The following is a 24,273-nucleotide window of genomic DNA, read 5'->3' on the forward strand; positions in this document are numbered from 1 at the left end:
CGCAGTGCCTCGGCGGTCCACCAGTGAAATGCGTACAGGTTTCAGGAGCGCTTCAATGCCCGACCTTTATCACTTCTTCCAACAACTGATCAACGGCCTGACCGTCGGCAGCACCTATGCCCTGATCGCCATTGGTTACACCATGGTGTACGGCATCATCGGCATGATCAACTTCGCCCATGGCGAGGTGTACATGATCGGCTCGTACGTGGCGTTCATCGCTCTGGCGGGTTTGGCCATGCTGGGTATCCATAGCCTGCCGCTGCTCATGATCGCGGCGTTCATCGCCAGCATCGTGGTCACCAGTGCCTACGGCTACAGCATCGAACGCATCGCCTATCGTCCCTTGCGTGGCAGTAACCGCCTGATCCCGTTGATCTCGGCGATCGGCATGTCGATATTCCTGCAGAACACCGTTCTGCTGGCGCAGGACTCCAAGGACAAATCCATTCCCAACCTGATCCCCGGCAACTTTACGTTCGGGCCAGGGGGGGCACAGGAAGTGATGATTTCCTACATGCAAGTGGTGGTGTTCGTCATCACCCTGGTGGCCATGCTCGGCCTGACCCTGTTCATCTCCCGCTCTCGCCTGGGCCGCGCCTGCCGCGCCTGCGCCGAAGACATGAAGATGGCCAACCTGCTGGGCATCAACACCAACAACATCATCGCCCTGACCTTCGTCATCGGCGCCGCCCTCGCCGCCGTGGCGGCCGTGCTGCTGAGCATGCAATACGGCGTGATCAACCCCAACGCCGGTTTCCTGGTGGGCCTCAAGGCCTTCACTGCGGCCGTACTCGGCGGTATCGGCAGCATTCCGGGCGCCATGCTCGGTGGACTGGTACTGGGGGTGGCCGAAGCCTTCGGCGCCGACGTGTTCGGCGACCAGTACAAGGATGTGGTGTCGTTCGGCCTTTTGGTGCTGGTTCTGTTGTTCCGTCCGACCGGCATTCTGGGCCGCCCGGAGGTTGAAAAAGTATGACTCGCTCTCTTAAATCGGCGCTGTTCAGCGCCTTGCTGGTCTGGGCCGTCGCCTACCCGGTGCTCGGCCTGAAACTGAGCATCGTCGGCATCAACCTGGAAGTGCATGAAACCAGCACCACCACGCTGGTGATCATTGCCTTGTGTTCGTTGCTGATGTTCCTGCGGGTGCTGTTCAACGAGCGGATCAGCTCGCTGCTGCGCTCGACCCACCGCGGCCCGCTGATCCCGGCCAGCGCCAGCCACTTCCTGACACTGCCTTCGACGCAGAAATGGATCATCCTGGGCTTGATCGCCGCCGCGTTCGCCTGGCCGTTCTTCGGCTCCCGGGGCGCAGTCGACATCGCCACGCTGATCCTGATCTACGTCATGCTGGGCCTGGGGTTGAACATCGTGGTCGGTCTGGCCGGCCTGCTGGACCTGGGCTACGTCGGTTTCTATGCCGTGGGCGCCTATACCTACGCGCTGCTGTCCCACTACTATGGCTGGAGCTTCTGGATCTGCCTGCCGCTGGCCGGCCTTGCCGCCGCTGCCTTCGGCTTCCTGCTGGGCTTTCCGGTGCTGCGTCTGCGCGGCGACTACCTGGCCATCGTGACCCTGGGCTTCGGCGAGATCATCCGTCTGTTCCTGCGTAACCTCACGGACCTGACAGGTGGCCCGAACGGCATCAGCAGCATCCCCAAACCGACGCTGTTCGGCTTGAGCTTCGACCGCACTGCGGCCGAAGGCATGCGCACGTTCCATGAGTATTTCGGTCTGGAGTACAACCCGGTCGACAAGGTGATCTTCCTTTACCTGATCGCGTTGCTGATGTCCCTGGCCGCGCTCTTCGTCATCAACCGCCTGCTGCGCATGCCCATCGGTCGTGCCTGGGAAGCGTTGCGTGAAGACGAGATCGCCTGCCGCGCGCTGGGGCTTAACCCGACCATCATCAAACTCTCGGCCTTCACCCTTGGCGCCTGCTTCGCCGGTTTTGCCGGCAGCTTCTTTGCTGCGCGCCAAGGGCTGGTGACGCCTGAGTCGTTCACCTTCATCGAGTCGGCCATCATCCTGGCCATTGTCGTGCTGGGCGGCATGGGCTCGCAACTGGGGGTGATTCTGGCGGCGATCGTGATGATCCTGTTGCCCGAGCTGATGCGTGAGTTCAACGAGTACCGCATGTTGATGTTCGGCGCCATGATGGTGCTGATGATGATCTGGCGTCCGCAAGGCCTGCTCCCTATGCAGCGTCCGCATATGGAGTTGAAGAAATGACTCGGGAAATTCTCAAGGTAAGCGACCTCAGCATGCGTTTCGGCGGCCTGCTGGCGGTCAACGGCGTAGGCCTGACGGTCAAGGAAAAACAGGTGGTGGCCCTGATCGGCCCCAACGGCGCCGGCAAGACCACGGTGTTCAACTGCCTGACCGGCTTCTACAAGCCCACCGGCGGCAGCATCCTGCTCGATGGACAGCCGATTCAAGGGCTGCCAGGGCATCTGATCGCCCGTAAAGGCGTGGTTCGCACCTTTCAGAACGTGCGCCTGTTCAAGGACATGACGGTGGTGGAAAACCTGCTGATTGCCCAGCATCGCCACCTCAATACCAACTTCCTGGCCGGCCTGTTCAAGACCCCGGCGTTTCGCCGCAGCGAACGCGAAGCCATGGAATACGCCGAGCACTGGCTGGAGCGGGTCAATCTCAAGGAGTTTGCCAACCGCACCGCCGGCACCTTGGCCTATGGCCAGCAACGGCGCCTGGAAATCGCCCGGTGCATGATGACGCGCCCGCGCATCCTCATGCTCGATGAGCCGGCCGCCGGCCTCAACCCTCGGGAAACCGACGACCTCAAGGCCCTGATCAGCACCCTGCGCGAGGAGCATGACGCCACCGTGCTGTTGATCGAACACGACATGAAGCTGGTGATGAGCATTTCCGACCACATCGTGGTGATCAACCAGGGCACGCCTCTGGCCGACGGCACGCCTGAAGAAGTCCGGGACAACCCGGCCGTGATCAAAGCCTATCTGGGGGAAGCGTAATGCTGCAGTTCGACAACGTTTCCACGTTTTACGGCAAGATCCAGGCGCTGCACAGCGTCAACGTCGAAGTGCGTCAGGGCGAGATCGTCACCCTGATCGGCGCCAACGGTGCCGGCAAGTCGACCCTGCTGATGACCTTGTGCGGTGCGCCGCGCGCGCATTCGGGCAGCATCCGCTACATGGGTGAAGAGTTGGTGGGGCAGGACTCCGCGCAGATCATGCGCAAGAGCATTGCCGTGGTCCCGGAAGGACGCCGGGTGTTCGCCCGCCTGACGGTGGAAGAGAACCTGGCCATGGGCGGCTTCTTTACTGCCAAAGGCGATTACCAGGAGCAGATGGACAAGGTGCTGGACCTGTTCCCGCGCCTCAAGGAACGCTTCAACCAGCGCGGTGGCACCATGTCCGGGGGCGAGCAGCAGATGCTCGCCATCGGCCGCGCACTGATGAGCAAACCCAAGCTCCTGCTGCTGGACGAGCCGTCCCTGGGCCTGGCACCGATCATCATTCAGCAGATTTTCGACATCATCGAACAACTGCGCAAGGATGGGGTGACCGTGTTTCTGGTAGAGCAGAACGCCAACCAGGCACTGAAAATCGCTGACCGGGCCTATGTACTGGAAAACGGTCGGGTGGTGATGCAAGGCAGCGGGGAAACGTTGTTGACTGACCCGAAGGTGCGCGAGGCCTACCTCGGCGGGTGATCGACGCCGCTGCAAGAACGAGCTTGCTCGGGAACAACCCTGCATTGCGTTGTATTAATCACATCGCGGTGCCGGGTTCCCGAGCAAGCTCTTTCCTGTGCAAAGTCACCGACATTTTGCCGACAAACGCCATGCTATAAACCGCGCAACCCACCCGGAGACCTGCGATGCGCGCTGTTCGATCCACCTTGCTGCTTGCCCTTCTGCCGCTCTTCGGCGCCTGCCAACTGTTCACACCCGCCCCGCTCCAGAATTCCAATGCCGGCCTGACCCGCATGCAAGGCGTGCTGACTGCCGCCAATGGCCAATTGTTATTCCATCCCTGCGGTGAGCCCCGTCATTACGTGGTCAGCGATACCGGCGGTACCAGCGTGCTGCAGGAAGCGGCTACCTTGGCCAGCCAACCAGGCTCGCTCTATGCCGACATCCGCGGCAGCTTCGATGCCAGCAAGACCGGGGGCACCGATGGTCAGGTCAACCTGCAGCAGGTCTACCGCCTGACGCGCTCGAACAGCGCCTGCACCGATCCGAATTACAAGAACCTGGTCTTGCAAGCCAGCGGCCAGGCGCCGCACTGGACTGTACGGGTCAACGCCAAGGGCATGGAAATCCAGCGCCCGGGCCAACCTGACCTGGCGCTGCCCTTCCTGGAAGAAACGCTTCCCGATGGCCGGCTCGACCTCTCCACCGAAGCCAATGACCAGCGCATCGAACTGTGGATCGCCCCGCAACGCTGCGTGGACAGCGCCACCGGCACGGTGTCGTCGCTGACGGCCGAGTTTCGTTTCAACAATGAGGTACAACGTGGGTGCGCATGGTTCGGCGGCGCCCGCAACGACTGACAGCCAGCGCACAGGCGAATAGTTTATAATTGCCGGTTAATGCAAAGCCGCCGGGCCGTTCTCCCGTGGCCCGGATATTGGACCCTGTCATGTTAAGAATCACCGAACTCAAACTTCCCCTGGATCACGCTGAAGAAGACCTGCGCCCTGCCATCCTGCAGCGGCTGGGCATCGGTGATGAACAACTGGTGGACTTCACCCTGTTCAAGCGCAGCTATGACGCCCGCAAGAAAAACACCGAACTGCAATTCATTTACACCATTGACCTGACGCTGGCGGATGAAGCCTCGGTGCTGTATCGCTTCGAGCACGATCACAACGTCAACACCGCGCCGGACGTCAGTTACAAGCCAGTCGGCCAAGCCCCTGCCGGGCTCGAGGAGCGCCCACTGGTGGTCGGCTTCGGGCCCTGCGGCATTTTCGCTGCGCTGCTGCTGGCGCAGATGGGCTTCAAGCCCATCGTTCTCGAACGCGGACGCGAAGTGCGTCAGCGCACCAAGGACACCTGGGGCCTGTGGCGCAAGAATGTGCTCAACGCCGAGTCCAACGTGCAGTTCGGCGAAGGCGGCGCCGGGACCTTCTCCGACGGCAAGCTCTACAGCCAGATCAAGGACCCGCTGCACCATGGCCGCAAGGTGCTCCACGAGTTCGTCAAGGCCGGGGCGCCCGAGGAGATCCTCTACGTCAGCAAACCGCACATCGGCACCTTTCGCCTGACCGGCATGGTCGAGACCATGCGCCACGAGATCGAGGCACTGGGCGGGGAAATCCGTTTCGAACAGAAGGTCACCGACCTGTTGGTCGAGAAAGGCCAGGTGCAAGGCGTGGAGTTGGCCGGCGGCGAACGCATTGCCTCGCGCAACGTGGTCATGGCGTTGGGCCACAGTGCCCGTGACACCTTTCGCATGCTCCATGCGCGGGACGTATTCATGGAGGCCAAACCCTTCTCCATTGGCTTTCGCATCGAACACCCGCAGTCGATCATCGATCAGGCGCGCCTGGGCAAATACGCCGGGCACCCCAAGCTGGGCGCGGCTGACTACAAATTGGTGCACCACGCGCGCAATGGCCGTTCGGTCTACAGCTTCTGCATGTGCCCGGGCGGCACCGTGGTGGCGGCGACTTCCGAGCCAGGGCGCGTGGTCACCAACGGCATGAGCCAGTACTCGCGCAACGAGCGCAACGCCAACTCGGGTATCGTCGTCGGCATCACCCCCGAGCAGGATTACCCTGGCGGACCGCTGGCCGGCATCGAACTGCAGGAACAGCTGGAATCCAAGGCCTACCTGCTGGGCGGGAGCAACTACGAGGCCCCGGCCCAGCTGGTCGGCGATTTCATCGCCGGGGTGCCCTCGACTGCCCTGGGCAGCGTCGAGCCTTCGTACAAGCCCGGGGTTGCCTTGGGTGACCTGGCGCTGGCCCTGCCCGATTTTGCCATCGAGGCCATCCGCGAGGCATTGCCAGCCTTCGAGAAGCAGATCAAGGGCTTTTCCCGCCATGACGCGGTACTCACCGGCATCGAGACGCGCACCTCCTCGCCGCTGCGCCTGACCCGCGGCGCCGATCTGCAGAGCCTCAACACTCGCGGCCTGTTTCCTGCCGGTGAAGGCGCCGGCTATGCCGGCGGCATCCTCTCGGCCGGTGTGGATGGCATCCGCATTGCCGAAGCCGTCGCGCGCAACATGCTGGGCCTCAAGTTTCCAGTCTGATTGCGCCTCAGCTTCGGAAAAGTCCTACAGACAGCCCAGGCCGGAGCCGCTTAAATAGCCGCTTCGGCAAGCCTGAACCCAGGCCTGTCTGCACCCCGCCCATCCGAACAATTCCTTGCAGAAAAAACCTGTGTACGATGCCGGTAACGGGTTAGGCTGGCTCTTTCCAGAATTTACAGGGAGTATTTCCTTTGGCGCTGCGCAGCACCTTTACTCGTTTTTTCCAGATGGAAGCCGCCAGTGGCCTGCTACTGATTGCTGCAGCCGCGCTGGCGCTGATCATCAACAACTCGCCCCTGTCGTCCATTTACTCGGCGTTTCTCGACACGCCGGTGGTCGCGGGCATCGGCGGTGTGGTCATCGCCAAGCCGGCGCTGCTGTGGATCAACGATGGCCTGATGGCGCTGTTCTTCCTGCTGATCGGCCTGGAGGTCAAGCGCGAAGTGCTGGAGGGCCAACTGGCCAATCCTGCGCAGATCGTGCTGCCCGGTGCCGCCGCCATTGGCGGCATGGTGGTGCCGGCCCTGCTCTACTGGTTCATCAACCGCGACCACCCCGATGCCATGGGCGGCTGGGCTATTCCCATGGCCACCGACATCGCGTTTGCCCTGGGGGTGCTGGCGCTGTTGGGCAAGCGAGTGCCGACCTCCCTGAAACTGTTTCTGATGACCTTGGCGATCATTGACGACCTCGGGGCAATCATCGTGATCGCGGTGTTCTATTCCACCGACCTGTCGAGCCAGGCGCTGCTGCTGGCTGGGGCATGCATCGTGGTGCTGATCGCCATGAACCGTCTGGGGGTGATCAAGCTCGCGCCTTATCTGCTGGTGGGCCTGGTGCTCTGGGTGTGCGTGCTCAAGAGCGGCGTGCATGCCACCCTGGCAGGGGTGACGCTGGCATTCTGCATTCCGCTGCGTACCCGCAACGCCGAACCGTCACCCCTGCGTAGCCTGGAACACACCCTGCATCCCTGGGTCGGCTACGCCATCCTCCCGCTGTTTGCCTTCGCCAACGCCGGGGTCCCGCTGGCCGGGGTGACGCTGGAGAGTTTCACTCATCACGTGCCGCTGGGCATTGCCGTTGGACTGCTGGTGGGCAAGACACTCGGGGTGTTCGGTCTGGCTTGGCTGACCATCAAGCTGGGCTTGGCCCGGCTACCGGGAGGCGCCAATTGGGGCCAGGTGTTTGGCGTCGCGATTCTCTGCGGAATCGGCTTCACCATGAGCCTGTTCGTCGGCTCGCTGGCATTCGTGTCGGGGGTGAGCGAGTACGCTGGTGAAGACCGCATGGGGATCCTGACAGGGTCTATCCTGGCAGCATTGATCGGCTATGGCTGGACGCGGATGGCGTCAAAGCCGACCAGCCCTGACTGAGACAAACGCCAGCGCACAAAAAAGCCCCGACTCCGGGACTTTTTTGTGCGCCACTGACAACGCTTAGTGCGCGACGCGGCTGGTACCGTTGACCGTCATGATACGAACACGCTCGCCCACGCGGAAAATCTCGTTTTCCTGCACTTGCTGCACGTAGGCGCGCATGCTGCCGTCGTCTTCACGTACGGTGATTTCCACGCCCTGAGTGCGGGTCAGACCGTCTTCGGCGGCCGAGCCCAGAAGGCCACCCGCTACTGCGCCGATAACGGCGGTGATGATACTGCCACGCCCGCCACCGATCGCACTGCCGGCGACGCCGCCGACCACGGCACCGGCGCCGGCGCCGATAGGCGACTTGGTGCCTTCGATCTTGACCGGACGCAAGGCTTCGATGGTGCCTAGGCGAACGGTCTGGACTTGCCGCGCCTCATCGCGCGAATAGCTGTCGCCACTGAGGTTGGACATGCAACCGCCCAGCATCAGAGAAAGACTGGTAATGCTGGCAGCCAGCAATAATGATTTACGCATTGAGGGACTCTCCAAAAGGCAGGCACACATTAAACGCCGTGTGCTAATACGTGTCACGACGGAGGCTGTATAAAATTGTATCTATTCAGTCTTCATACAGCGTGCCGCGCAAACCGAGGCTCAATATAACGCACCTCGGGGCGTCTCTGACACCCGTGCCCGAGCTCGGGACGGATCAGGGTGCCAGACGCTCGCGCGTCCAGCTGTCGCCCTCGCGACGGTAGTTGAGGCGATCGTGCAGGCGACTCGGACGCCCCTGCCAGAATTCGATACGGTCGGGCACCAGACGATACCCTCCCCAATGTTCCGGGCAGTGTGGGAGGTCATGGGCGAAGCGCTCTTGAGTGGCCTTCAGCAGCCCCTCCAATTCACCGCGATCGGCAATCACTCGGCTCTGGGGCGACGCCCAGGCCCCCAGGCGGCTGCCCAGCGGCCGCACCTGGTAATAGGCATCAGACTCTTCATGGCTGACCTTGGCCACCCGCCCTTCGATCCGCACCTGGCGCTCCAGGGTCGGCCAGAAAAAGGTCATGGCAGCAAAACCATGGGCCGCCATCTGCTGAGCCTTGGCGCTTTCATAGTTGGTGAAGAAGGTGAACCCTTGGTCATCCAGGCCCTTGAGCAGCAACACACGGCAGTGCGGCCGCCCGTCAGCGTCGACGGTGGCCAGCAGCATGGAGTTGGCCTCCACCGGCGCCTGCTCGGTCTTCACCGCGTCACTGAACCACTGGCGGAACAGCGCGAACGGCTCGTCCGGCGCCTGCACTTCAGTCAAACCATCGCGGGCGTAGTCACGGCGCATGTCAGCCAGGGACTGGGTCATTCACTTGCCTCGGCAATCAGTTGGACGTGAGGTCGGTATCCGTTTTCTTCTTCGCCACCGGCGTCACGGGCTTCTTGGCGGTCGCCGGCTTTTTCTTGGCGGCGACGGTCTTGGCTGGAGCCTTCTTGCCAGCAACGGCTTTCTTCTTTACCCCTGCCTTCTCTTTGACCGGCGGCACGGCCTGGACGTCCTGAATGGCAACCATCTCGGCGACAGGCGGCGTCGGCTGGCTGTACTTGCTGACCAGCGCCAGCATGGTTTCCTGCTGGGTCAGGATGATCTCCACACGGCGGTTCAAGGCGCGACCCTGCGGGCTGTCATTGGCGGCTCGCGGCATGACCGAGCCCATGCCCAGCAGGTTCAGACGATTACGCTGGAGCCCGCTGAGACGGAAAATCGCTGCCACGGACTGAGCGCGTTCCTGGCTGACCTTCTGGTTGACGTCGGCCGCCCCGGTGGTATCGGCATGGCCCAGCACCAGTACGGCCGTGTGCGGGTCGGTCTCAAGCACTTTGGCAACATTGGTGATCGGGCCGAGGGTCACCGGCAAGAGCATGGCAGGACGATTGGGGTTGAAGCTGGAGTCCACCGGTGCAACCACCACCAGGACGTTGTCGCGGCGCTCCAGCTTGAAGGTGCTGCCCTTGATCGCTTCGCGCACGCGTGGCTCGTAACTGTCCAGCCAGGCCTGCGTCACTTTCGGGTCAGGCATCGGAATAACGGCGGCGGCAACGGGGCCCGCAGGGACGGCGGCCTTTTTCTCGTCAGCAAACGGCCACCACCAATGGTTCTGCTCGGCCGACTGGGCATCAGACTTGGCAACCTTGTCGTTGACCGCTTTCTCCACGTCCTTGTCCGCGACCTTGTCTGCCGCTTTCTGCGCACCGAACGGCCACCAGGCTGGCCCGCTCTGGGCACTTTGATTCTGTGGAGTCTGGGCACACCCGGCAGCGGCCAGGCAAACAGCGAGGGCAAGGGTCTTGTAAGCGGACATGGGCGTTCCAATGAGCAGTTAAATATAAAACGGGTTAAGAAACCCGCTTAAACAATTGATTCGAGGGTAGAACAGTCGAGCACAATAAAGAAGACCGTCGGTCGATTGATAGCGCTAAATCGATTTTTATAAACAATCGCCCAACGCACGGGCCAAACGCTGTGCTCGAGGATCCATCAATATATAAGGGCCTAACGTATTGGTCACAAAGCCAAAGGCAACATTGCGCTCCGGGTCGGCAAAACCCACCGAGCCGCCTGCACCAGGGTGGCCAAAGGCGCGAGGCCCGAGGCCGAAGGTGGCGTTGGCCAACTGCGGCTGATCGAGCATGCAGCCCAGTCCGAAGCGAGTCGGCGTCAACAGGGTCAGATCCTGCCCTTGGCTGTGCTCGCGGGTCAATTCGGCGAGCAGTTCGGATTCCAGCAGGCTGCCGTCCAGCAAACCGCTGTAAAACCCGGCCAGGCTGCGGGCATTGCCGTGACCGTTGGCTGCCGGTTGCTGCATGCGCCGCCATTCCGGCTTGTTGGTGCTGGTCAGGATCGAAGGCGGGTTGGTGAACGCGCGAGTCGACATCGCCAGCGGCTCGCGCATGGTCACCGTCAGCAGACGCTTGGCCGCCTCGTCGCCGGTGTTGCCTTTGCCCCGGGCAATATGCGCCACCCGATGAAACTCCTCGTCGGCCAGGCCCACGTGGAAATCCAGACCCAAAGGCCTGGCGACTCGCGCGACAATAGCGTCACCCGGCCCTCGACCGTCGGCGCGGCGCAACAACTCGCCCACCAACCAGCCATAGGTGATGGCGGCGTAGCCATGGGCCGTGCCTGGCTCCCACCAGGGCGCTTCGGCGGCCAGGGCGTCGGTCATGGTCTGCCACTGGTAAAGGGCTTCGGGCGGCAACGACTCGCGCAGGGCCGGCAGCCCGGCACGATGGCAGAGCAACTGGCGCACGGTGATCTGCGCTTTGTCAGCCGCTGCGAATTGCGGCCAGTAGCGCGCGACGGGCGCATCCAAGGCCAGCTTGCCCTCCGCCACCAACTGCAGGACGGCGACAGCGGTGAAGGTCTTGGTGCAGGAAAACAGATTGAGAATGGTATCGGTATGCCAGGCCTCGGTACCCTCCTTGTCGCAGGTACCGGCCCACAGATCGAGGACGGTTTCACCGCCAATCTGCACGCACAACCCCGCTCCGCGCTCTTGAGGATCATCGAAGAGCGCAGCGAAGGCATCGCGAACGGCTTCGAACTGGAGCTCGAAATGACCTTGAATCTGCATCCTTCAATTCCCTGCGCCGGTGTTACAACAAATGTTGTGCATTGTTCCAGCAACAGGGCCGCTTGTGAACCTCGGCGAGCGTCAGGGTTTGCTCTTCGCCGGTTGCAGCTGCCGGGTCAGGTTGGTCTGCATATCAAGGTTGGCCTTGCGCACTGCGCCGATGAAACCGGCCCATGGCACATCGGTGATGCCCACCAGGCCGAAGTGACCGTTCTCGCCATCCAGCAGGCGTCCACTGGCCGGCTCGTCGAGGTACTGGAACCAGTGCGCACCCACGATAACGGGATCGTCCACCGCCGCTTTGATGAACCCGGCATAGGCTCCGCCGCGATCCTCGTCGCGCGGCACCTGCATCAGGCCGCCCCAGAACGGGCCGCGGTCAGTGGACCCGAAATGGAACTCGGTGATCATCACTGGCTTGTCCAGCGCTTTCAGAGCCGCGAAGTCATAGCCGTCCTGAGGTTTGGGGGTGTAGAAATTGAAACTCAGTACATCGCAATACTGTGCGCAGGACGCGACCGCTTCCGGGGTACTGGCCGCAAAACGACCGCCCAGCAACAGGTGGTTAGGATCGTGCCACTTGAGCGAGTCGGCGATGATCTTGAAGTAAGCATCGGCAAAGGTGCGCTGGAAGTGCTTGAAGTCCTCTTCGATCTGCGGATGCTCGGGATTGGGCAATGGCGGCTCGAACCCCGGGTCTTCCATCAATTCCCAGGCTGGCAGATCAATGCCCCAGGCCTGGGACAGCCCCTGCTGATTGCGGTACTTGTCGCGCAACTGCTTGAGGAAGGCCCGCTTGGCGGGCACGTCGGTGGTCAGGCGCAGCGTCCCGTAGGCCAGCGCATAGCGCGCCTTGGGGTCATTGCCGGCACCGGTCCAGGCCAACTCGTTGTCGGCAAAATAGCCGATCAGCCAAGGGTCATCGCGGTGATCGCGGGTAGCGATGGCGACGGCGCGCTCGGCGGCCATGGCGAAGCGCGGGTCGAACGGATCAGGCAGGCGGCCCCACCAGTCCATGCCGGTGCTGATGCTGGCGTAGTCGCCGACGATCGACAGCGGCAAGGTGTAGGGCACCCGTGCGTGGTTTTCCAGACCCGGGTCACTCCAGTTGCCCACGGTGTTGAAACCCCAGCCCTGCAAGCGATCAAGGCTGTGTCTTTCCCAGCGTTTGCTGTCCAGACCTTCCGGGGTTCGCCCGTAGGTGCGCTCCAGATTGGCCGCATAAAAGTCGAACCAGCGGCCGCTGTTGTAGCCGACCCCCTGGCTGGCGCCGGTGCCGGTACGGCTGTCACCGCTGCCGTAATAACGGGCCAGTGGCGCAGCGCTGGTGGGCAGGTCGGTAAACATCCATTCGCGATCCTGGACGTAGGTTTTGCCGCCATCAGGCGCAACGGTGTTGACGCCCAGAGAGAAAAACGGATGCCCGTCAGGCGTGACCAGCAGCCAGCGCCCATCTTGTTTGCGCGTATGGAAGAAGCCCGTGGCGTTGAACGAGCCCGCCTTGGTCAAGCCACCATAGCGGTCCATTGGCCATTTGTTTCGCTCCATCAACCAGCCTTTGAGCTGCTGCTGTTCCTTGGTGGCGGCGGACTTGAGTTGCGCGTCGCTGGCTATCTTCTCTGGCCAGTGCCCACGCGTGTATTGGCCGTAGCCATCGAACAGCTCGGCGTACGCAGCTTTTTGCAGTGCATCGCCCTCGACCGTGCCAAAACGCTCGATCAAGACATTTTGCGCGGCGGCTGGTTTGTCCATGGCCACGCTGACCGAGGCAACCTGGCCAAGGGTAACGGCCCCGGCGCTGCTGGCCAGCAAGGTGCGCTGACCCTGATAGCTCCACGGCATCGGGGGCCCGACCCGCATGCCCTGGCTCGACGCGCTGTTGGCCACCAGCGGAACTACCACGGTCTGGGCCGGCCCGGCCGGCATGTCGACGCGGCTGGTGAGGGTCTTGCCATCGCTACTCTGCACCGTCACATAAAGTGTCTGCGCCCAGTCCTGGGCGCTCTGCACCCGCATGGTCAAGGCGCTCTCGGCAGACCAGTCCCAGTTGCCGCTTTTGGGCTTGAGGGTCAACCTGGGCGCGGGCACGGCATTGAACACGACCCGGCGCAACACCTCGCCGTCGGCGGTCTGCTCGCCATTGACCTGGGGCAGGCTGGTGTCGTCGGTGACCACCTGGACGGTGTCGGTAGGCCGGACAAAATTGAACAGCGTTTGCTGGTCAGCCGTGGCAGCCAAGAGCGGCATGGCACAGGTCATGGCAAGAACAGCGGGCAGTAAGCGGCAGATCATAAAGGTCGGGAGCTCCTTGGTGGCCAATGGCTGGCCGCGCGATGTCTCATAGACATCGCTTTCGAAGGTTTTGTATGACGTCTGTAAAAATAGCGGCTCAGACGGGCAAGTTGTTTGTTTCAGGAGATGTCAGGAGATTTCCCGACGAAACGGCGGCAAGGCATTGAGGATGGCTTTGCCGTAACGCTGGGTGACCACACGGCGGTCCAGCAGGGTGATGGTGCCGCGGTCGGCTTCGGTGCGCAGCAAGCGCCCGCAGGCCTGGATCAGGCGCAACGAAGCATCGGGCACGGCAATTTCCATGAAAGGATTTCCGCCCCGCGCCTCGATCCATTCGGCCAGCGCGGCTTCCACCGGGTCATCCGGCACTGCGAAAGGAATCTTGGCAATCACCACGTGCTCGCAATAGGCACCGGGCAAGTCGACCCCCTCGGCGAAACTGGCCAGGCCGAACAGCACGCTGGAATCGCCACCGTCCACCCGGGCTTTGTGCTTGTTGAGGGTTTCCTGCTTGGACAGGTTGCCCTGGATGAACACCTGCTTGCGCCAGTCTCGGTCAAGGCCATCGAAGACATCCTGCATCTGCCGACGGGACGAGAACAGCACCAAGGTACCCCGCGAGCCCTCCACCAGCCCAGGCAAGTCGCGAATGATCGCGGCCGTGTGGGCAGGCGCATCCCGAGGGTCGGCGCGCAGGTCAGGAACCCGCAGCACACCGGCATCGGCGTGATGAAACGGACTGGGCACCACAGCCGTGACCGCGGCCTTGGGCAGACCGGCGCGCATGCGAAAACGATCGAACTTGCCCAGAGCGGTCAGGGTAGCGGACGTCACCAAGGCACCGTAAGCGACGTTCCACAGGTTGCGGCGCAGCATTTCCGCAGCGAGGATCGGGCTGGCGTTGACTTCGATATCGAACAGGGCCCCGCTTTCCGCCAAGGTCAGCCAACGCGCCATGGGCGGGCTGTCTTCGGGGTCCTCGGCGGTAAATGCGGTCCACAGTTCCCAGTTGCCCTGGGCCCGGGACAGCAGGCTGCCAAACAGCGGGTACCATTCCTCGGCCTGATGGCTGGCGATGCCGATGTTCTTTTCGCCGTCCATGCCTTCCTTGAGCAGATCGGCCAGGCGAGTAAAAAGGTCCGTGAGCTTGGAGAAGCCTTTCTTCAGTTCGATGCCCATCTCGCGCATGTGCTCGGGCACCACGCCACCGACGAAACGGTGACGCGGCCGCTCGCGGCCTTCCATGTCCTCCCCGGCGCGGAAATCCGCCAGTTGCTCGCAGGCGGTGAACATGAACTGCTGCTGTGTCTTGATCTCGCGGGCCAGTTCCGGAACCTGTTCGATCAGGCGTCCAAGGTCGCCAGGCAATGGGTGCTGGGCCAGCAGCTTGGCCAGGTTCTTGGCCGTCTGCTCCAGCCAGTCGGCCGTGGAACGCAGCCGGGAATAGTGGGCGAAATGGCCAATGGCTTTGTCCGGCAGGTGGTGGCCTTCGTCGAACACGTACATGGTGTCGCGGGGATCGGGCAGCACTGCGCCGCCACCCAGGGCCAGGTCGGCCAGCACCATGTCGTGGTTGGTGACGATCACGTCGACCTTGCCCATGCCCTCGCGGGCCTTGTAGAAGGCACACTGCCCGAAGTTCGGGCAGTGCCGCGTAGTGCACTGGCTGTGATCAGTGGTGACGCGCATCCAGTCCTTGTCTTCCAGCGCCTGGGGCCAGCTGTCGCGGTCGCCGTCCCACTTATTGCCGGCGAGTTTTTCGATCATGCTGGTGAACAGCTTCTGGCTGGCTTCGTCCACCTCGATGCGGAAGCCTTCTTCTTCGAACAGCTGGGCGGTGGCCGTCTGCGCATGGCCTTCCTGCAACAGCACGTCGAGCTTGGACAGGCACAGGTAGCGTCCGCGCCCCTTGGCCAGCGCGAAGGTGAAGTTCAGCCCACTGTTTTTCATCAGGTCGGGCAGATCCTTGTAGACGATCTGCTCCTGCAAGGCCACGGTGGCCGTGGCAATGACCAACCGCTTGCCGGCCGCCTTGGCCGCAGGGATAGCTGCCATGCTGTAAGCCACGGTCTTGCCGGTACCGGTACCTGCCTCCACCGCCACCACGGCGGGATCGCCACTGCGACGGCCTTCGTCGTCGCATTCGATATCGCCCAATACCTTGGCGATTTCGGCGATCATCAGGCGTTGGCCATAGCGCGGCTTGAGGCTCTTGGCCTCGAGAAATCGCGTGTAGGCCCCCTGAATCTGGGTTTTGAGCTGGTTACTGATCATGATCGGAAAATGTACAAGGGCTGGATAAATTTTCAGTGGTTTGGGTCGGCGGCTATCATACCTCGCTAAACCATCCTGTGCTGAATCCAGTTGCTCTGATCGTCCGAAGGTTTGTGCTTGGATGTGTTTTGGGCATCGCCGCCTCAGTAGCGCTGCACCACCACCTGCCCAGCCGGCCCCTGACGCCCCGGCTGCCCGGCAACCCCGGCCCGTCCGGCCTTGCCACTGTCGGCGTGATAGACCAGGCACCCCTTGCCTGCCCCTCCCGCACCGGCCTTGCCGCCCGCGCCGCCCAGACCACCGGCGCCGCCGTCGACGCGAACCTTGATCTGCTCGGCCGGATAGCTGGCCGGCAATTGCAGGCGCACCAGCGCGCCGGCCGAACCGTCGTGGCCGTCGGCACCGTTATCGCCGTTGTAGCCGCGGGTCGCCGAACCCCAGGTGCAGCCCGCAGGATCGCCTTCGGCGCCATCCAGCCCGGCATAGCCAGGCGTGCCGCTGCCGCCGCGGGCGTCCACGGAGAGTTCGGCGCCTTGCAGGGCCTGGATCTGGAGGGTCAGGTTACGGGCCGGCAACGGTGGTTTTTCGAATGTGCCTGGGGCCCCGCGGGCAAGAATCTGGCTACCCGGCTCCAGATCCGCCTGCTGGATAGTCAGACGCAGCTCTTCGGAATGAGGCACCACGGCAATGCGCGCCTCATGGCCCAGGTGCAGATGACCGATCTTGAGTTCGACGAGATTGGCGGGGATCAGCAGCGTGCCGTACTCGGCCACGTTCAGTTCCTGCAACTCGACCACGGTGGAGTTGCCGGGCAATCGCATCAGCGAGTTGGCCGCGACATCGAGGTTCTGCGCCATTGCCAACGGACTGAACATGACCGCCATGAAACCCAGCCCGCACAGTTTTCTGACGGCTGCACCTTGCACAACATAACCTTTCATCCCCGCCTCCCCCAGAATTTTACTGGGCGCACAGTAACGGCTCCGGAGCGGCCTGCACCAGTGGTTGAGGCTATTATTTATGAAAGAGGGCACGAAGCTACGCTGATCTGGCAGCGCAGCCCTCTGCATGTCAGTGCAGAGGGCCTGTGACCCGGGTCTGATTCAATGACTCAAGTGCAACTCGACGCGACGATTCTGCGCGCGTCCTTCGTCTGTGCCATTGTCGGCGACGGGTTCGCTTTCCCCTTTGCCTTCACTGGACAACTTGGCCGCTGGCACCTGCTGTTGCTCCAGATAGTTCACCACGCTGGCCGCGCGACGCTCGGAGAGTTTCTGGTTGTAGGCATCGCTGCCGACGCTGTCGGTATGGCCGACGACCTTGACTGCCGTGACGTCATCGCCCTTGAGCTTGGGCAACAGGGCTTGCAACTCGCTTTGCGCCTCCGGGGTCAGGTCGGACTTGTTGAAGCCGAACAGCACCTTGCCAGTGGTATCGCGCAAGGTAATGACTTCTTCAGGGGCCGGTGCGGGTGCGGGAGGCGCCGGCTTGGCAGCGACGGGGTATTGCGGCAACGGGCAGCCGTTGTGGCTGACTGGCGTATTGGCCGGGGTATCAGGGCAACGGTCACGACGGTCGGGCACCCCGTCACCGTCCGAGTCTCTGTCCTGGGCAAAGCAGATCAAGCCACCGGCGGTTGCCCCCAGCACCGCGCCGAAGCCTGCCACCACACCGCTTTTGATGGCGCCCAGACCGCCCCCGGCCAGGCCACCTATCACGCTGCATATCGGCCAAGTCTTCTGATTCAGGGGGGGATAACCGTCTCCGTGAGACGCACACCCTGACAGGACACTGCTGACCAGAAGAACGGGTATCACTGCCCGTGTAAACACTCTCATTATGTATTACTCCTGTGTCACCGGCCGATGCCGGTACCTCAGGAGTAAAGACCGCCTGTCTTGACTTAACAAGGACGAACGGTCGACAAGTATCAAGAATGGTTACATACCGGGCAGTGAACCGTTCCTTTCCCCCTTAACGCTGGATCAGTATTTCAGTACGGCGGTTCTGAGCCCGGCCCGCAGCGGTCTTGTTGTCCGCGACCGGCTGGCTTTCGCCCATGCCCTTGACCGAGATGAATTCGCTGCGCGAAACGCCGCTGGCGACAAGGTATTCAGTCACCGAATGTGCGCGCTTGTCCGAGAGTTTCTTGTTATAGGCGTCGCTGCCGACGCTGTCAGTGTGGCCGGTGACACTCAGGCGCGCCGTGCTGGCTTCAGCCTTGAGACGCGTGGCTACCTTGTCCAGCTGGCTTTTATCCGACGGAGTCAGCTTGGCCGAGTCGAACTCGAAGTGCACATCGCGAATGACCAGGGTCTCTTCCTTGGCGGGCGCCATGACCGGAGCCGGGGCTTCTACCACAGGTGCTGGCGCGGGTGGCGGGCAACCGTCCGCATCGACTTTCACACCCTTGGGCGTGTGCGGGCACTTGTCACGGCTGTCCGGCACGCCATCACCGTCCTCGTCGCCATCGCCGTGGGCGTAGCACCAACCCGCCGCCACCGCTCCGCCGACCAGAGCCCCAGGGCCGATCCACGCGCCGGTCTTGATGGCTCCCAATGCCGCACCCGTGACCCCGCCCACCGCTGCACACATCGGCCAATCGGTTTTCTGCAATCCTGCACAACCTGTCAACACGGTGGTCAATACAACCAATGGAAGCACCTTGCGAACTCTTTTCATCGAGATTTCTCCTTATTATCAGAATCGGCGAGCTCGCCGATGCTCTGAGAGTAAAGCCCGTCTATCGGATGCGCGCCACCATTGAGCCATAACGCCCTTCCCGGCTAGTCTTGTCGGTTCTGACGAGGACATGCAATGACCCAGGCTTTATCCACCCGCACCCCGCAACAGGCTTTGGCCGCCCTGCTCGACCAACAGGCACCCGCTCGTTTGCTGGTCTTGGGGGCTTGTGCATTCCCGGCACTGCAAGCCTTTGCCCAGGCCCATCCCGGGTGCGAGGTGACCTGCGTAGCGCCCGGGCCATTGCCCGCCGAGGTAGCTGCCCGGCGTTTCGACCTGGCGTTAGCTATCGACTGCCTCGAACACCTGCCCAAACGCGATGGCCTGCAATTGCTGGGTGGCATCCGCAACCTCAATGCCAGCCGGATTGCCGTGCTGGCTGATCTGGCGGTCTGTGGCTGGGGGGACACCGACTTTTATTCGCTGGCGTTGCAGGCCAGTGAGCGGTTTCAGCGTGATGATCAGGTGGTGACGCTCTATACCTATGATGTGCGGGAGTACAAACAGGTGCCGGATTGGCTCAATGCGCGGTTCTGGGCGAATCCGGAGAATTTCGGCAAGTATTGGTGGTAGATCCGATGAGTGTTTCGATTTGTCCCTGTGGCAGCGGCAACCTGCTGGACGCCTGCTGCGGGCATTACCACGCCGGGCAGGCGGCACCCGACGCGCGCACCTTGATGCGCTCGCGCTATAGCGCCTACGTGCTGGGCCAGCTGGATTACCTGGTGGCCACAACCTTGCCGGTGCAACAGCCCGGGCTGGACCTGGAGGCGATTGCCCAGTGGAGTGCCCAGAGCACCTGGCTGGGCCTGGAGGTAGAAGGGGCGGAGGTGTTCGGCGGCCAGCCCGAGCATGCGTTCGTCAGTTTCAGCGCGCGCTGGCACGATCAGGCGGGGGAGCATTGCCACCGCGAGCGTTCATCGTTCGTGCAGCATCAGGGGCGCTGGTATTTCATCGACCCGACGGTGCCGCTCAAGGCCGGGCGCAATGACAACTGCCCTTGCGCCAGCGGTCAGAAATTCAAGAAGTGCTGTTCCAGCTACCTGACCCGCTGAACCTCAGGCTGAACCTCAGGACAGCTTGATGTGCGAGGTGTCAGGTGCAGGCGGAGCAGCCGCTGGCTTGGCCTGGCCCATGTCGGCGCCGGCGGGGGCCACGCTGAACTGGCTCAGGTCCAGTTGCGGCGCACGGGCAGCGGGCTTGGCGTCCTGCAGGTTGGCATCGGCGGTCGCTATGGCGTAGTCAGGGGCATCGACCTGGGTGAAGGCCGCCATGTAGGCATCCCGGGGTGCCACTTGCAGGCGACGGACGGGGGCGGCAGGCGGCGCGGTCATCTCGATTTCTTCAGGCTCGACAAGCATCGGGCTGACCTCGGCCAGTGCGCCTGCACGCTCGAGGGTCGCGCGGTATTTTTCTGCCGCCGCGGCATCCAGATTGTTCTTGAGCACCAGGCGGCGCCCGGAGAACAGCGTGGCCACCCGGCTCTCGTCGGCCTGGAACAGCCGGGCGAGGTTGCTTCTGACCTGTTCGCCGGCAAAACCTGGCAGCACCTCGCCGCTGAATACGATTTCGAAAAGACTCATCACCTGCTCCTGCTCGTCGGCACCTGCTGGCCGCGCTATCGTGGCAGTATGGCGCAGGATGAAAGTTTGCCCAACACGCGGGCCCCGGGAGTCGTCGAATGATGCCACGTCTGCATTGGGTTGCGCTCTACCTCTACACCTTGCTGCAACTCTCCGGCTGCTCCAGCTGGCTGCCCGGCAACGCCCGCGAGCCCGAGCTGACGCTGGTCAAGGTGCAGGTGGTGAAGGCGCACCTGCTGGAGCAGCGTTTCATCCTGCACTTTCGCATCGACAACCCGGATGACGACAACGTCGCGGTCCGCAGCCTGACCTACCGGGTTTACCTGGGTGACCTGCTGCTGGCCGACGGCACCAGCGACCAATGGTTTACCCTGGACGCCCACCACACCGGTGACTTCGAGGTGCCGGTGCGCACCAACCTCTGGGAACACCTGCGCGGGCTGGTGAAACTGATGCGCCACCCCGACCGGCCAGTGCCTTATCGGCTGGAAGGCGAGCTGCAAACTGGGTTCCTCTACGCACACACACTGCAATTGGCGCGCAGCGGTGAGATAATCCCCGCCAATTTCATTGCGGAGAAACATCGATGACCCAGCAACCCCATGTCCACGGCCCTGATTGCAACCATGATCACGACCATGCCCACCACGCCCATGATCATGACCACGGCCACGTGCATGGCCCGCACTGCAACCACGCGCCCCTGGAACCGGTGCGCAACACCTTGAAGGATGTGGGTCGCAACGACCCTTGCCCTTGCGGGAGCGAGAAGAAATTCAAGAAATGCCACGGGGCTTGAGCCGGGCTTGATGCATCTCCCTGGCTGCCAACGGCAGCCAGGACAGACATCCAGGCAATTCGACAAGACCAACAACCCACCGCCAGGAGCCCCGCCATGATCGACCTGCACTATTGGACCACCCCCAACGGCCACAAGATCACTCTGTTCCTCGAGGAGGCCGGGCTGCCCTACACCGTGTTCCCGGTGAACATCGGCAAGAACGAGCAGTTCGAACCGGCGTTCCTGAAAATTTCCCCCAACAACCGCATCCCGGCGATTGTCGATCAGGCCCCGAGTGACGGCGGCGAGCCGATTTCGCTGTTCGAGTCAGGCGCCATCCTGTTGTACCTGGCCGAAAAGACCGGCCAGTTCATCGCCCAGGACCTGCGCGGCCGTGAAGAGGTCTTGCAGTGGTTGTTCTGGCAGATGGGCGGCCTGGGCCCGATGGCCGGGCAGAACCACCACTTCACTCGGGCGGCACCGGAAAAGCTGCCCTATGCCATCAAGCGCTACATCGACGAGACCGCGCGGCTGTATGGCGTGCTGGACCGGCGCCTGGCCGATCGCGACTTTGTCGCGGGGGCCGAGTACAGCATCGCCGACATGTCCATTTACCCCTGGATCGCCCGCCACCCGTGGCAGAGCCAGGATCTGGCCGACTTCCCCAATGTCCAGCGCTGGTACGAAGCGATCAAGGCGCGGCCGGCGACAGTGCGGGCTTATGCCGTGGCCCAGAGGATCAACCCCGGCGCGCCCTGAGGCGGGTACGCGGCGAGTGAAAATAAACCCGCGCCCCCTCCTTGCGCCTGCCCTGCGGCCTCACTAACGTAGCGCCTTTCCGACGCCACACCCCGCAGGAGCTTCGCCATGGCCTCGCCAGCCCTCAATCCCCTTGTTCCCCGCCTCGGCAAAGCCGCCGCCATGGTTGCCCTGTTGGGCTTGACCGGTTGCCAGGCCTGGCTGGACGGCAATGACGCCAGCAGCCTGCCGCCGACCGTCGGCGTACAGCCACTCAAGGGCCTGGCGCAGAATGTTTCGGTGCGGCGCAACAGCCTCGGCATGCCGCTGATCGAGAGCAACACCTTCCATGACGCGTTGTTCGCCCAGGGCTACATCAACGCCACCGACCGCATCGAGCAGATGGTGCGCATGCGCCTGCTGGCCCAGGGCCGCCTGGCCGAACTGGATGGCCCCGAAGCCCTCGACGTCGACCGGCTGATGCGCAGCATCAACCTCAAGCGCAGCGCCGAGCAGCTCTACACCGCCTCATCGCCCCGGCTCAAGCGCTTTTTCGAGGTCTATGCTCGCGGGGTCAACGCCTACCTGTTCCGCTATCGCGACAACCTGCCCAAGGCCTTGGCCGACAGCGGCTACCGCCCGGAATACTGGCAGCCGGAGGACTCGGCGCTGGTGTTCAGCCTGATGAGCTTCAACCTCTCGGTGAACCTGCAGGAGGAGATCTCCTCGCTGGTACTGGCGCAGAAAGTCGGGGCCGACAAGCTTGCCTGGCTGCTGCCCACCTACCCCGACGAGCCGCTGCCGCTGGCCGAAGCCGACAAGCTCAAGGGCATCAGCCTGACCGGCGTGTTGCCGGGGCTGGCCACGCTTGAGGCCGCCAGTGCACAACTCGCCGCGTTGAGCATGACCGGGGCCAACGACTCCACCAACTGGGCCGTCGCGCCGCAACAGGCGCGCTTGGGCAAGAGCCTGCTGGCCAGCGACCTGCAGTTGCCGACACGCCTCCCCGGGCTCTTGAACGCGGTACAGATCAGCGCGCCGAAATACCACACGGCGGGCTGGTCCCTGGCGGGCATGCCCGGTGTGCTGAGCGGTTTCAACGGCAAGGTGGCCTGGGCCCTGAGCGCGGTCAAGGGCGACAACCAGGACCTGTTCCTGGAAAAAATCCGCAGCGAAGGCAACCGTTTGGTGTACCAGGTGGACGGCAAATGGCAGCCGTTGAGCGCCCACAACGAAACCTATTTCATCAAGGGTCAGAGCCCGTTGCGCGAGGTGGTGTACGAAACCCGCCACGGGCCACTGCTGGACCTCTCGATCAACCACGGGTCGCCGGCCCTGGGGGGTGATGGCCTGGCGCTGCAACTACCCGATTTCAAGGACGACAAGAGCCTCGACGCGCTGTTCGACCTGTCGCGGGCCGAATCGGTGGAGAACGCTTCGGACGCCAGCCGCGAGATTCACGCCCTTGCTGCCAATATGGTGTTCGCCGACGCCGCCAACATCGGCTGGCAGGTCACCGGTCGCTACCCGAACCGTCGCGACGGGCTGGGCATGATCCCGTCACCAGGCTGGGAGACACAATACGATTGGGACGGTTACGCCGACCCGATGCTGTTCCCCTATGACCAGAATCCCACTCAGGGCTGGGTCGGCACGGCCAACCAGCGCACGGTGCCCCATGGCTATGGCATGCAACTGTCCAATGCCTGGGCCGACCCGTCGCGCAGCGAGCGCCTCGCCCAGCTTGTTACAGCGACCAAGCAGGACAGCCGCAGCACCATCGCCATGCAATACGACCAGACCACGCTGTTCGCGGCCAAGCTCAAGAAGATGTTCGAGGCCCCCGGCATGGTGCAGCCGCTCAAGCAAGCCATCGAGCGTTTGCCTGACGCCGACCGTGCCAAGGCTCGCGAAGCCTATAGCCGGCTGATGGCCTTCGATGGCCGGCTCTCGCCAACGTCGGCAGATGCGGCGGTGTACGAACTGTTCTTGCAAGAGAGCGCCCGGCAGATCTTCCTCGACGAGCTGGGCCCGGAAGACAGCCCGAGCTGGAAAGCCTTCGTTGCCAACGGCCAGCGCTCCTGGTCGGCTCAGGCCGACCATCTGCTGGGCCGGGAGGACAGCCCATTCTGGGATGACGTGCGCACGCCGCAGAAAGAAGACAAACCCGAGATTCTGGCTCGCAGCCTGGCCGCTGCCATCACCGCCGGCGACAGCCAACTGGGCGTCGACCGCAAGGCCTGGCAATGGGGCCGACTGCACAGCTACAGCTGGCTCTCGACCCAAGGGCAGCCGGTGCGCGAGGCCGTGGCTGCCGGCGGCGACCACAGCACGCTCAATGGCGCAGGCTATGCATGGGGCGCGGGTTTCGGGGTGAGCAACGCCTCATCCTTGCGCATGATCGTCGACTTCGCCCAGGTGGAGCCGATGATGGTGCAGAACGCCAGCGGCCAGTCCGGCAACCCGGCCAGCCCTGACTACGCCAATGGCATCGAGTCCTGGCTCAAGGCGCAATACGTGCCGATCCCGCTGCAGTCGCAGAATTATGACCGGGCCTATGGGGTGAAGCGGTTGATGCTGGTGCCGCAGAAGTAGTGCTGATTCAGTTTGGATTGGCACGCAACC

23 protein-coding genes are annotated in these 24,273 nt (G+C 62.9%); 13 read left to right on the forward strand and 10 right to left on the reverse strand.

The window, feature by feature from the left end:
- Window positions 1-55: 55 nt before the first annotated feature.
- The 7 genes from livH (at window position 56) to nhaA (ending at window position 7,621) form a co-directional block, all read left to right on the forward strand.
- Entirely contained in the window at window positions 56-979 is a 924-nt protein-coding gene (gene livH, locus HB675_RS17970; protein WP_213879966.1) for a high-affinity branched-chain amino acid ABC transporter permease LivH, read from the forward strand.
- On the forward strand, window positions 976-2,232 hold the full coding sequence (locus tag HB675_RS17975; protein WP_213879968.1) for a high-affinity branched-chain amino acid ABC transporter permease LivM: 1,257 nt from the start codon (window positions 976-978) through the stop codon (window positions 2,230-2,232). The genes livH and HB675_RS17975 overlap by 4 nt, the downstream gene beginning before the upstream one ends.
- The gene (livG, locus tag HB675_RS17980; RefSeq protein WP_213879970.1) at window positions 2,229-2,996 is read left to right on the forward strand and encodes a high-affinity branched-chain amino acid ABC transporter ATP-binding protein LivG; all 768 of its coding nucleotides are present in this window, start codon (window positions 2,229-2,231) and stop codon (window positions 2,994-2,996) included. The genes HB675_RS17975 and livG overlap by 4 nt, the downstream gene beginning before the upstream one ends.
- Window positions 2,996-3,697, forward strand: a complete 702-nt coding sequence (locus tag HB675_RS17985) for an ABC transporter ATP-binding protein (RefSeq protein WP_213879972.1) — start codon at window positions 2,996-2,998, stop codon at window positions 3,695-3,697. Before livG ends, HB675_RS17985 begins: the two co-directional genes overlap by 1 nt.
- Window positions 3,698-3,864: 167 nt before the next feature.
- Window positions 3,865-4,539 carry a hypothetical protein gene (locus HB675_RS17990; protein ID WP_213879974.1) on the forward strand — a complete coding sequence of 225 codons (675 nt, stop codon included), beginning with the start codon at window positions 3,865-3,867 and terminating at the stop codon, window positions 4,537-4,539.
- Between the two features lie 89 nt (window positions 4,540-4,628).
- Window positions 4,629-6,248: an NAD(P)/FAD-dependent oxidoreductase gene (locus tag HB675_RS17995; RefSeq protein ID WP_213879975.1), complete on the forward strand. Its 1,620-nt coding sequence runs from the start codon at window positions 4,629-4,631 to the stop codon at window positions 6,246-6,248.
- Window positions 6,249-6,439: 191 nt separating this feature from the next.
- Window positions 6,440-7,621, forward strand: coding sequence for a Na+/H+ antiporter NhaA (nhaA, locus tag HB675_RS18000; RefSeq protein WP_213879977.1), 1,182 nt, complete (start codon window positions 6,440-6,442; stop codon window positions 7,619-7,621).
- A gap of 63 nt (window positions 7,622-7,684) precedes the next feature.
- Here the strand turns inward: nhaA and HB675_RS18005 are convergent, their stop codons facing one another.
- The 9 genes from HB675_RS18005 to HB675_RS18045 all read right to left on the reverse strand — a co-directional run bounded on the left by HB675_RS18005 (window position 7,685) and on the right by HB675_RS18045 (window position 18,486).
- A complete protein-coding gene (locus HB675_RS18005; RefSeq protein WP_213879979.1) occupies window positions 7,685-8,149 on the reverse strand; it encodes a glycine zipper 2TM domain-containing protein in 465 nt (154 codons plus the stop codon).
- Between the two features lie 175 nt (window positions 8,150-8,324).
- On the reverse strand, window positions 8,325-8,972 hold the full coding sequence (gene pdxH / locus HB675_RS18010) for a pyridoxamine 5'-phosphate oxidase (protein WP_213879981.1): 648 nt from the start codon (window positions 8,970-8,972) through the stop codon (window positions 8,325-8,327).
- Between the two features lie 16 nt (window positions 8,973-8,988).
- Window positions 8,989-9,966, reverse strand: a complete 978-nt coding sequence (locus tag HB675_RS18015; RefSeq protein ID WP_213879983.1) for an OmpA family protein — start codon at window positions 9,964-9,966, stop codon at window positions 8,989-8,991.
- Window positions 9,967-10,092: 126 nt separating this feature from the next.
- Window positions 10,093-11,238, reverse strand: a complete 1,146-nt coding sequence (locus tag HB675_RS18020) for a serine hydrolase domain-containing protein (protein ID WP_213879985.1) — start codon at window positions 11,236-11,238, stop codon at window positions 10,093-10,095.
- Between the two features lie 81 nt (window positions 11,239-11,319).
- Window positions 11,320-13,527 carry a beta-galactosidase gene (locus HB675_RS18025; protein WP_213880015.1) on the reverse strand — a complete coding sequence of 736 codons (2,208 nt, stop codon included), beginning with the start codon at window positions 13,525-13,527 and terminating at the stop codon, window positions 11,320-11,322.
- Window positions 13,528-13,659: 132 nt separating this feature from the next.
- A complete protein-coding gene (gene dinG, locus HB675_RS18030) occupies window positions 13,660-15,804 on the reverse strand; it encodes an ATP-dependent DNA helicase DinG (protein ID WP_213879987.1) in 2,145 nt (714 codons plus the stop codon).
- Window positions 15,805-15,947: 143 nt separating this feature from the next.
- Window positions 15,948-16,745 carry a collagen-like protein gene (locus HB675_RS18035; RefSeq protein ID WP_256737592.1) on the reverse strand — a complete coding sequence of 266 codons (798 nt, stop codon included), beginning with the start codon at window positions 16,743-16,745 and terminating at the stop codon, window positions 15,948-15,950.
- A gap of 162 nt (window positions 16,746-16,907) precedes the next feature.
- On the reverse strand, window positions 16,908-17,642 hold the full coding sequence (locus tag HB675_RS18040) for an OmpA family protein (protein ID WP_213879990.1): 735 nt from the start codon (window positions 17,640-17,642) through the stop codon (window positions 16,908-16,910).
- 136 nt (window positions 17,643-17,778) lie between these two features.
- Window positions 17,779-18,486: an OmpA family protein gene (locus tag HB675_RS18045; RefSeq protein ID WP_213879991.1), complete on the reverse strand. Its 708-nt coding sequence runs from the start codon at window positions 18,484-18,486 to the stop codon at window positions 17,779-17,781.
- Between the two features lie 135 nt (window positions 18,487-18,621).
- Here HB675_RS18045 and HB675_RS18050 point away from each other — a divergent pair, with 135 nt between their 5' ends.
- Together HB675_RS18050 and HB675_RS18055 are read left to right on the forward strand one after the other, a co-directional pair.
- Entirely contained in the window at window positions 18,622-19,119 is a 498-nt protein-coding gene (locus tag HB675_RS18050; RefSeq protein WP_213879993.1) for a DUF6231 family protein, read from the forward strand.
- A 5-nt stretch (window positions 19,120-19,124) separates the two neighbouring features.
- Window positions 19,125-19,601, forward strand: a complete 477-nt coding sequence (locus HB675_RS18055) for a YchJ family protein (protein WP_213879995.1) — start codon at window positions 19,125-19,127, stop codon at window positions 19,599-19,601.
- Between the two features lie 15 nt (window positions 19,602-19,616).
- On the opposite strand, the gene HB675_RS18060 is transcribed toward HB675_RS18055, so the two are convergent.
- Entirely contained in the window at window positions 19,617-20,129 is a 513-nt protein-coding gene (locus HB675_RS18060; RefSeq protein WP_213879997.1) for a hypothetical protein, read from the reverse strand.
- A gap of 98 nt (window positions 20,130-20,227) precedes the next feature.
- Here HB675_RS18060 and HB675_RS18065 point away from each other — a divergent pair, with 98 nt between their 5' ends.
- From HB675_RS18065 to HB675_RS18080, 4 genes are all read left to right on the forward strand, one after another.
- Window positions 20,228-20,719, forward strand: a complete 492-nt coding sequence (locus HB675_RS18065) for an LEA type 2 family protein (protein ID WP_213879999.1) — start codon at window positions 20,228-20,230, stop codon at window positions 20,717-20,719.
- Window positions 20,716-20,928, forward strand: coding sequence for an SEC-C metal-binding domain-containing protein (locus tag HB675_RS18070; protein WP_213880001.1), 213 nt, complete (start codon window positions 20,716-20,718; stop codon window positions 20,926-20,928). Before HB675_RS18065 ends, HB675_RS18070 begins: the two co-directional genes overlap by 4 nt.
- Before the next feature lie 96 nt (window positions 20,929-21,024).
- On the forward strand, window positions 21,025-21,669 hold the full coding sequence (locus tag HB675_RS18075; RefSeq protein WP_213880003.1) for a glutathione binding-like protein: 645 nt from the start codon (window positions 21,025-21,027) through the stop codon (window positions 21,667-21,669).
- Window positions 21,670-21,777: 108 nt separating this feature from the next.
- Complete coding sequence (locus tag HB675_RS18080; RefSeq protein WP_213880005.1) at window positions 21,778-24,243, forward strand: penicillin acylase family protein; 2,466 nt, start codon at window positions 21,778-21,780, stop codon at window positions 24,241-24,243.
- Window positions 24,244-24,273 lie beyond the last annotated feature (30 nt).

Origin of the sequence: Pseudomonas sp. dw_358, from assembly GCF_018449655.1 — a bacterium.
Lineage (GTDB): Bacteria > Pseudomonadota > Gammaproteobacteria > Pseudomonadales > Pseudomonadaceae > Aquipseudomonas.

Coding starts and splice junctions, on each gene's coding strand:
- livH (WP_213879966.1), top strand. CDS start 56: ATGCCCGACCTTTATCACTTCTTCCAACAACTGATCAACGGCCTGACC.
- HB675_RS17975 (WP_213879968.1), top strand. CDS start 976: ATGACTCGCTCTCTTAAATCGGCGCTGTTCAGCGCCTTGCTGGTCTGG.
- livG (WP_213879970.1), top strand. CDS start 2,229: ATGACTCGGGAAATTCTCAAGGTAAGCGACCTCAGCATGCGTTTCGGC.
- HB675_RS17985 (WP_213879972.1), top strand. CDS start 2,996: ATGCTGCAGTTCGACAACGTTTCCACGTTTTACGGCAAGATCCAGGCG.
- HB675_RS17990 (WP_213879974.1), top strand. CDS start 3,865: ATGCGCGCTGTTCGATCCACCTTGCTGCTTGCCCTTCTGCCGCTCTTC.
- HB675_RS17995 (WP_213879975.1), top strand. CDS start 4,629: ATGTTAAGAATCACCGAACTCAAACTTCCCCTGGATCACGCTGAAGAA.
- HB675_RS18005 (WP_213879979.1), bottom strand. CDS start 8,149: ATGCGTAAATCATTATTGCTGGCTGCCAGCATTACCAGTCTTTCTCTG.
- pdxH (WP_213879981.1), bottom strand. CDS start 8,972: ATGACCCAGTCCCTGGCTGACATGCGCCGTGACTACGCCCGCGATGGT.
- HB675_RS18015 (WP_213879983.1), bottom strand. CDS start 9,966: ATGTCCGCTTACAAGACCCTTGCCCTCGCTGTTTGCCTGGCCGCTGCC.
- HB675_RS18020 (WP_213879985.1), bottom strand. CDS start 11,238: ATGCAGATTCAAGGTCATTTCGAGCTCCAGTTCGAAGCCGTTCGCGAT.
- dinG (WP_213879987.1), bottom strand. CDS start 15,804: ATGATCAGTAACCAGCTCAAAACCCAGATTCAGGGGGCCTACACGCGA.
- HB675_RS18035 (WP_256737592.1), bottom strand. CDS start 16,745: ATGAAAGGTTATGTTGTGCAAGGTGCAGCCGTCAGAAAACTGTGCGGG.
- HB675_RS18040 (WP_213879990.1), bottom strand. CDS start 17,642: ATGAGAGTGTTTACACGGGCAGTGATACCCGTTCTTCTGGTCAGCAGT.
- HB675_RS18045 (WP_213879991.1), bottom strand. CDS start 18,486: ATGAAAAGAGTTCGCAAGGTGCTTCCATTGGTTGTATTGACCACCGTG.
- HB675_RS18050 (WP_213879993.1), top strand. CDS start 18,622: ATGACCCAGGCTTTATCCACCCGCACCCCGCAACAGGCTTTGGCCGCC.
- HB675_RS18055 (WP_213879995.1), top strand. CDS start 19,125: ATGAGTGTTTCGATTTGTCCCTGTGGCAGCGGCAACCTGCTGGACGCC.
- HB675_RS18060 (WP_213879997.1), bottom strand. CDS start 20,129: ATGAGTCTTTTCGAAATCGTATTCAGCGGCGAGGTGCTGCCAGGTTTT.
- HB675_RS18065 (WP_213879999.1), top strand. CDS start 20,228: ATGATGCCACGTCTGCATTGGGTTGCGCTCTACCTCTACACCTTGCTG.
- HB675_RS18070 (WP_213880001.1), top strand. CDS start 20,716: ATGACCCAGCAACCCCATGTCCACGGCCCTGATTGCAACCATGATCAC.
- HB675_RS18075 (WP_213880003.1), top strand. CDS start 21,025: ATGATCGACCTGCACTATTGGACCACCCCCAACGGCCACAAGATCACT.
- HB675_RS18080 (WP_213880005.1), top strand. CDS start 21,778: ATGGCCTCGCCAGCCCTCAATCCCCTTGTTCCCCGCCTCGGCAAAGCC.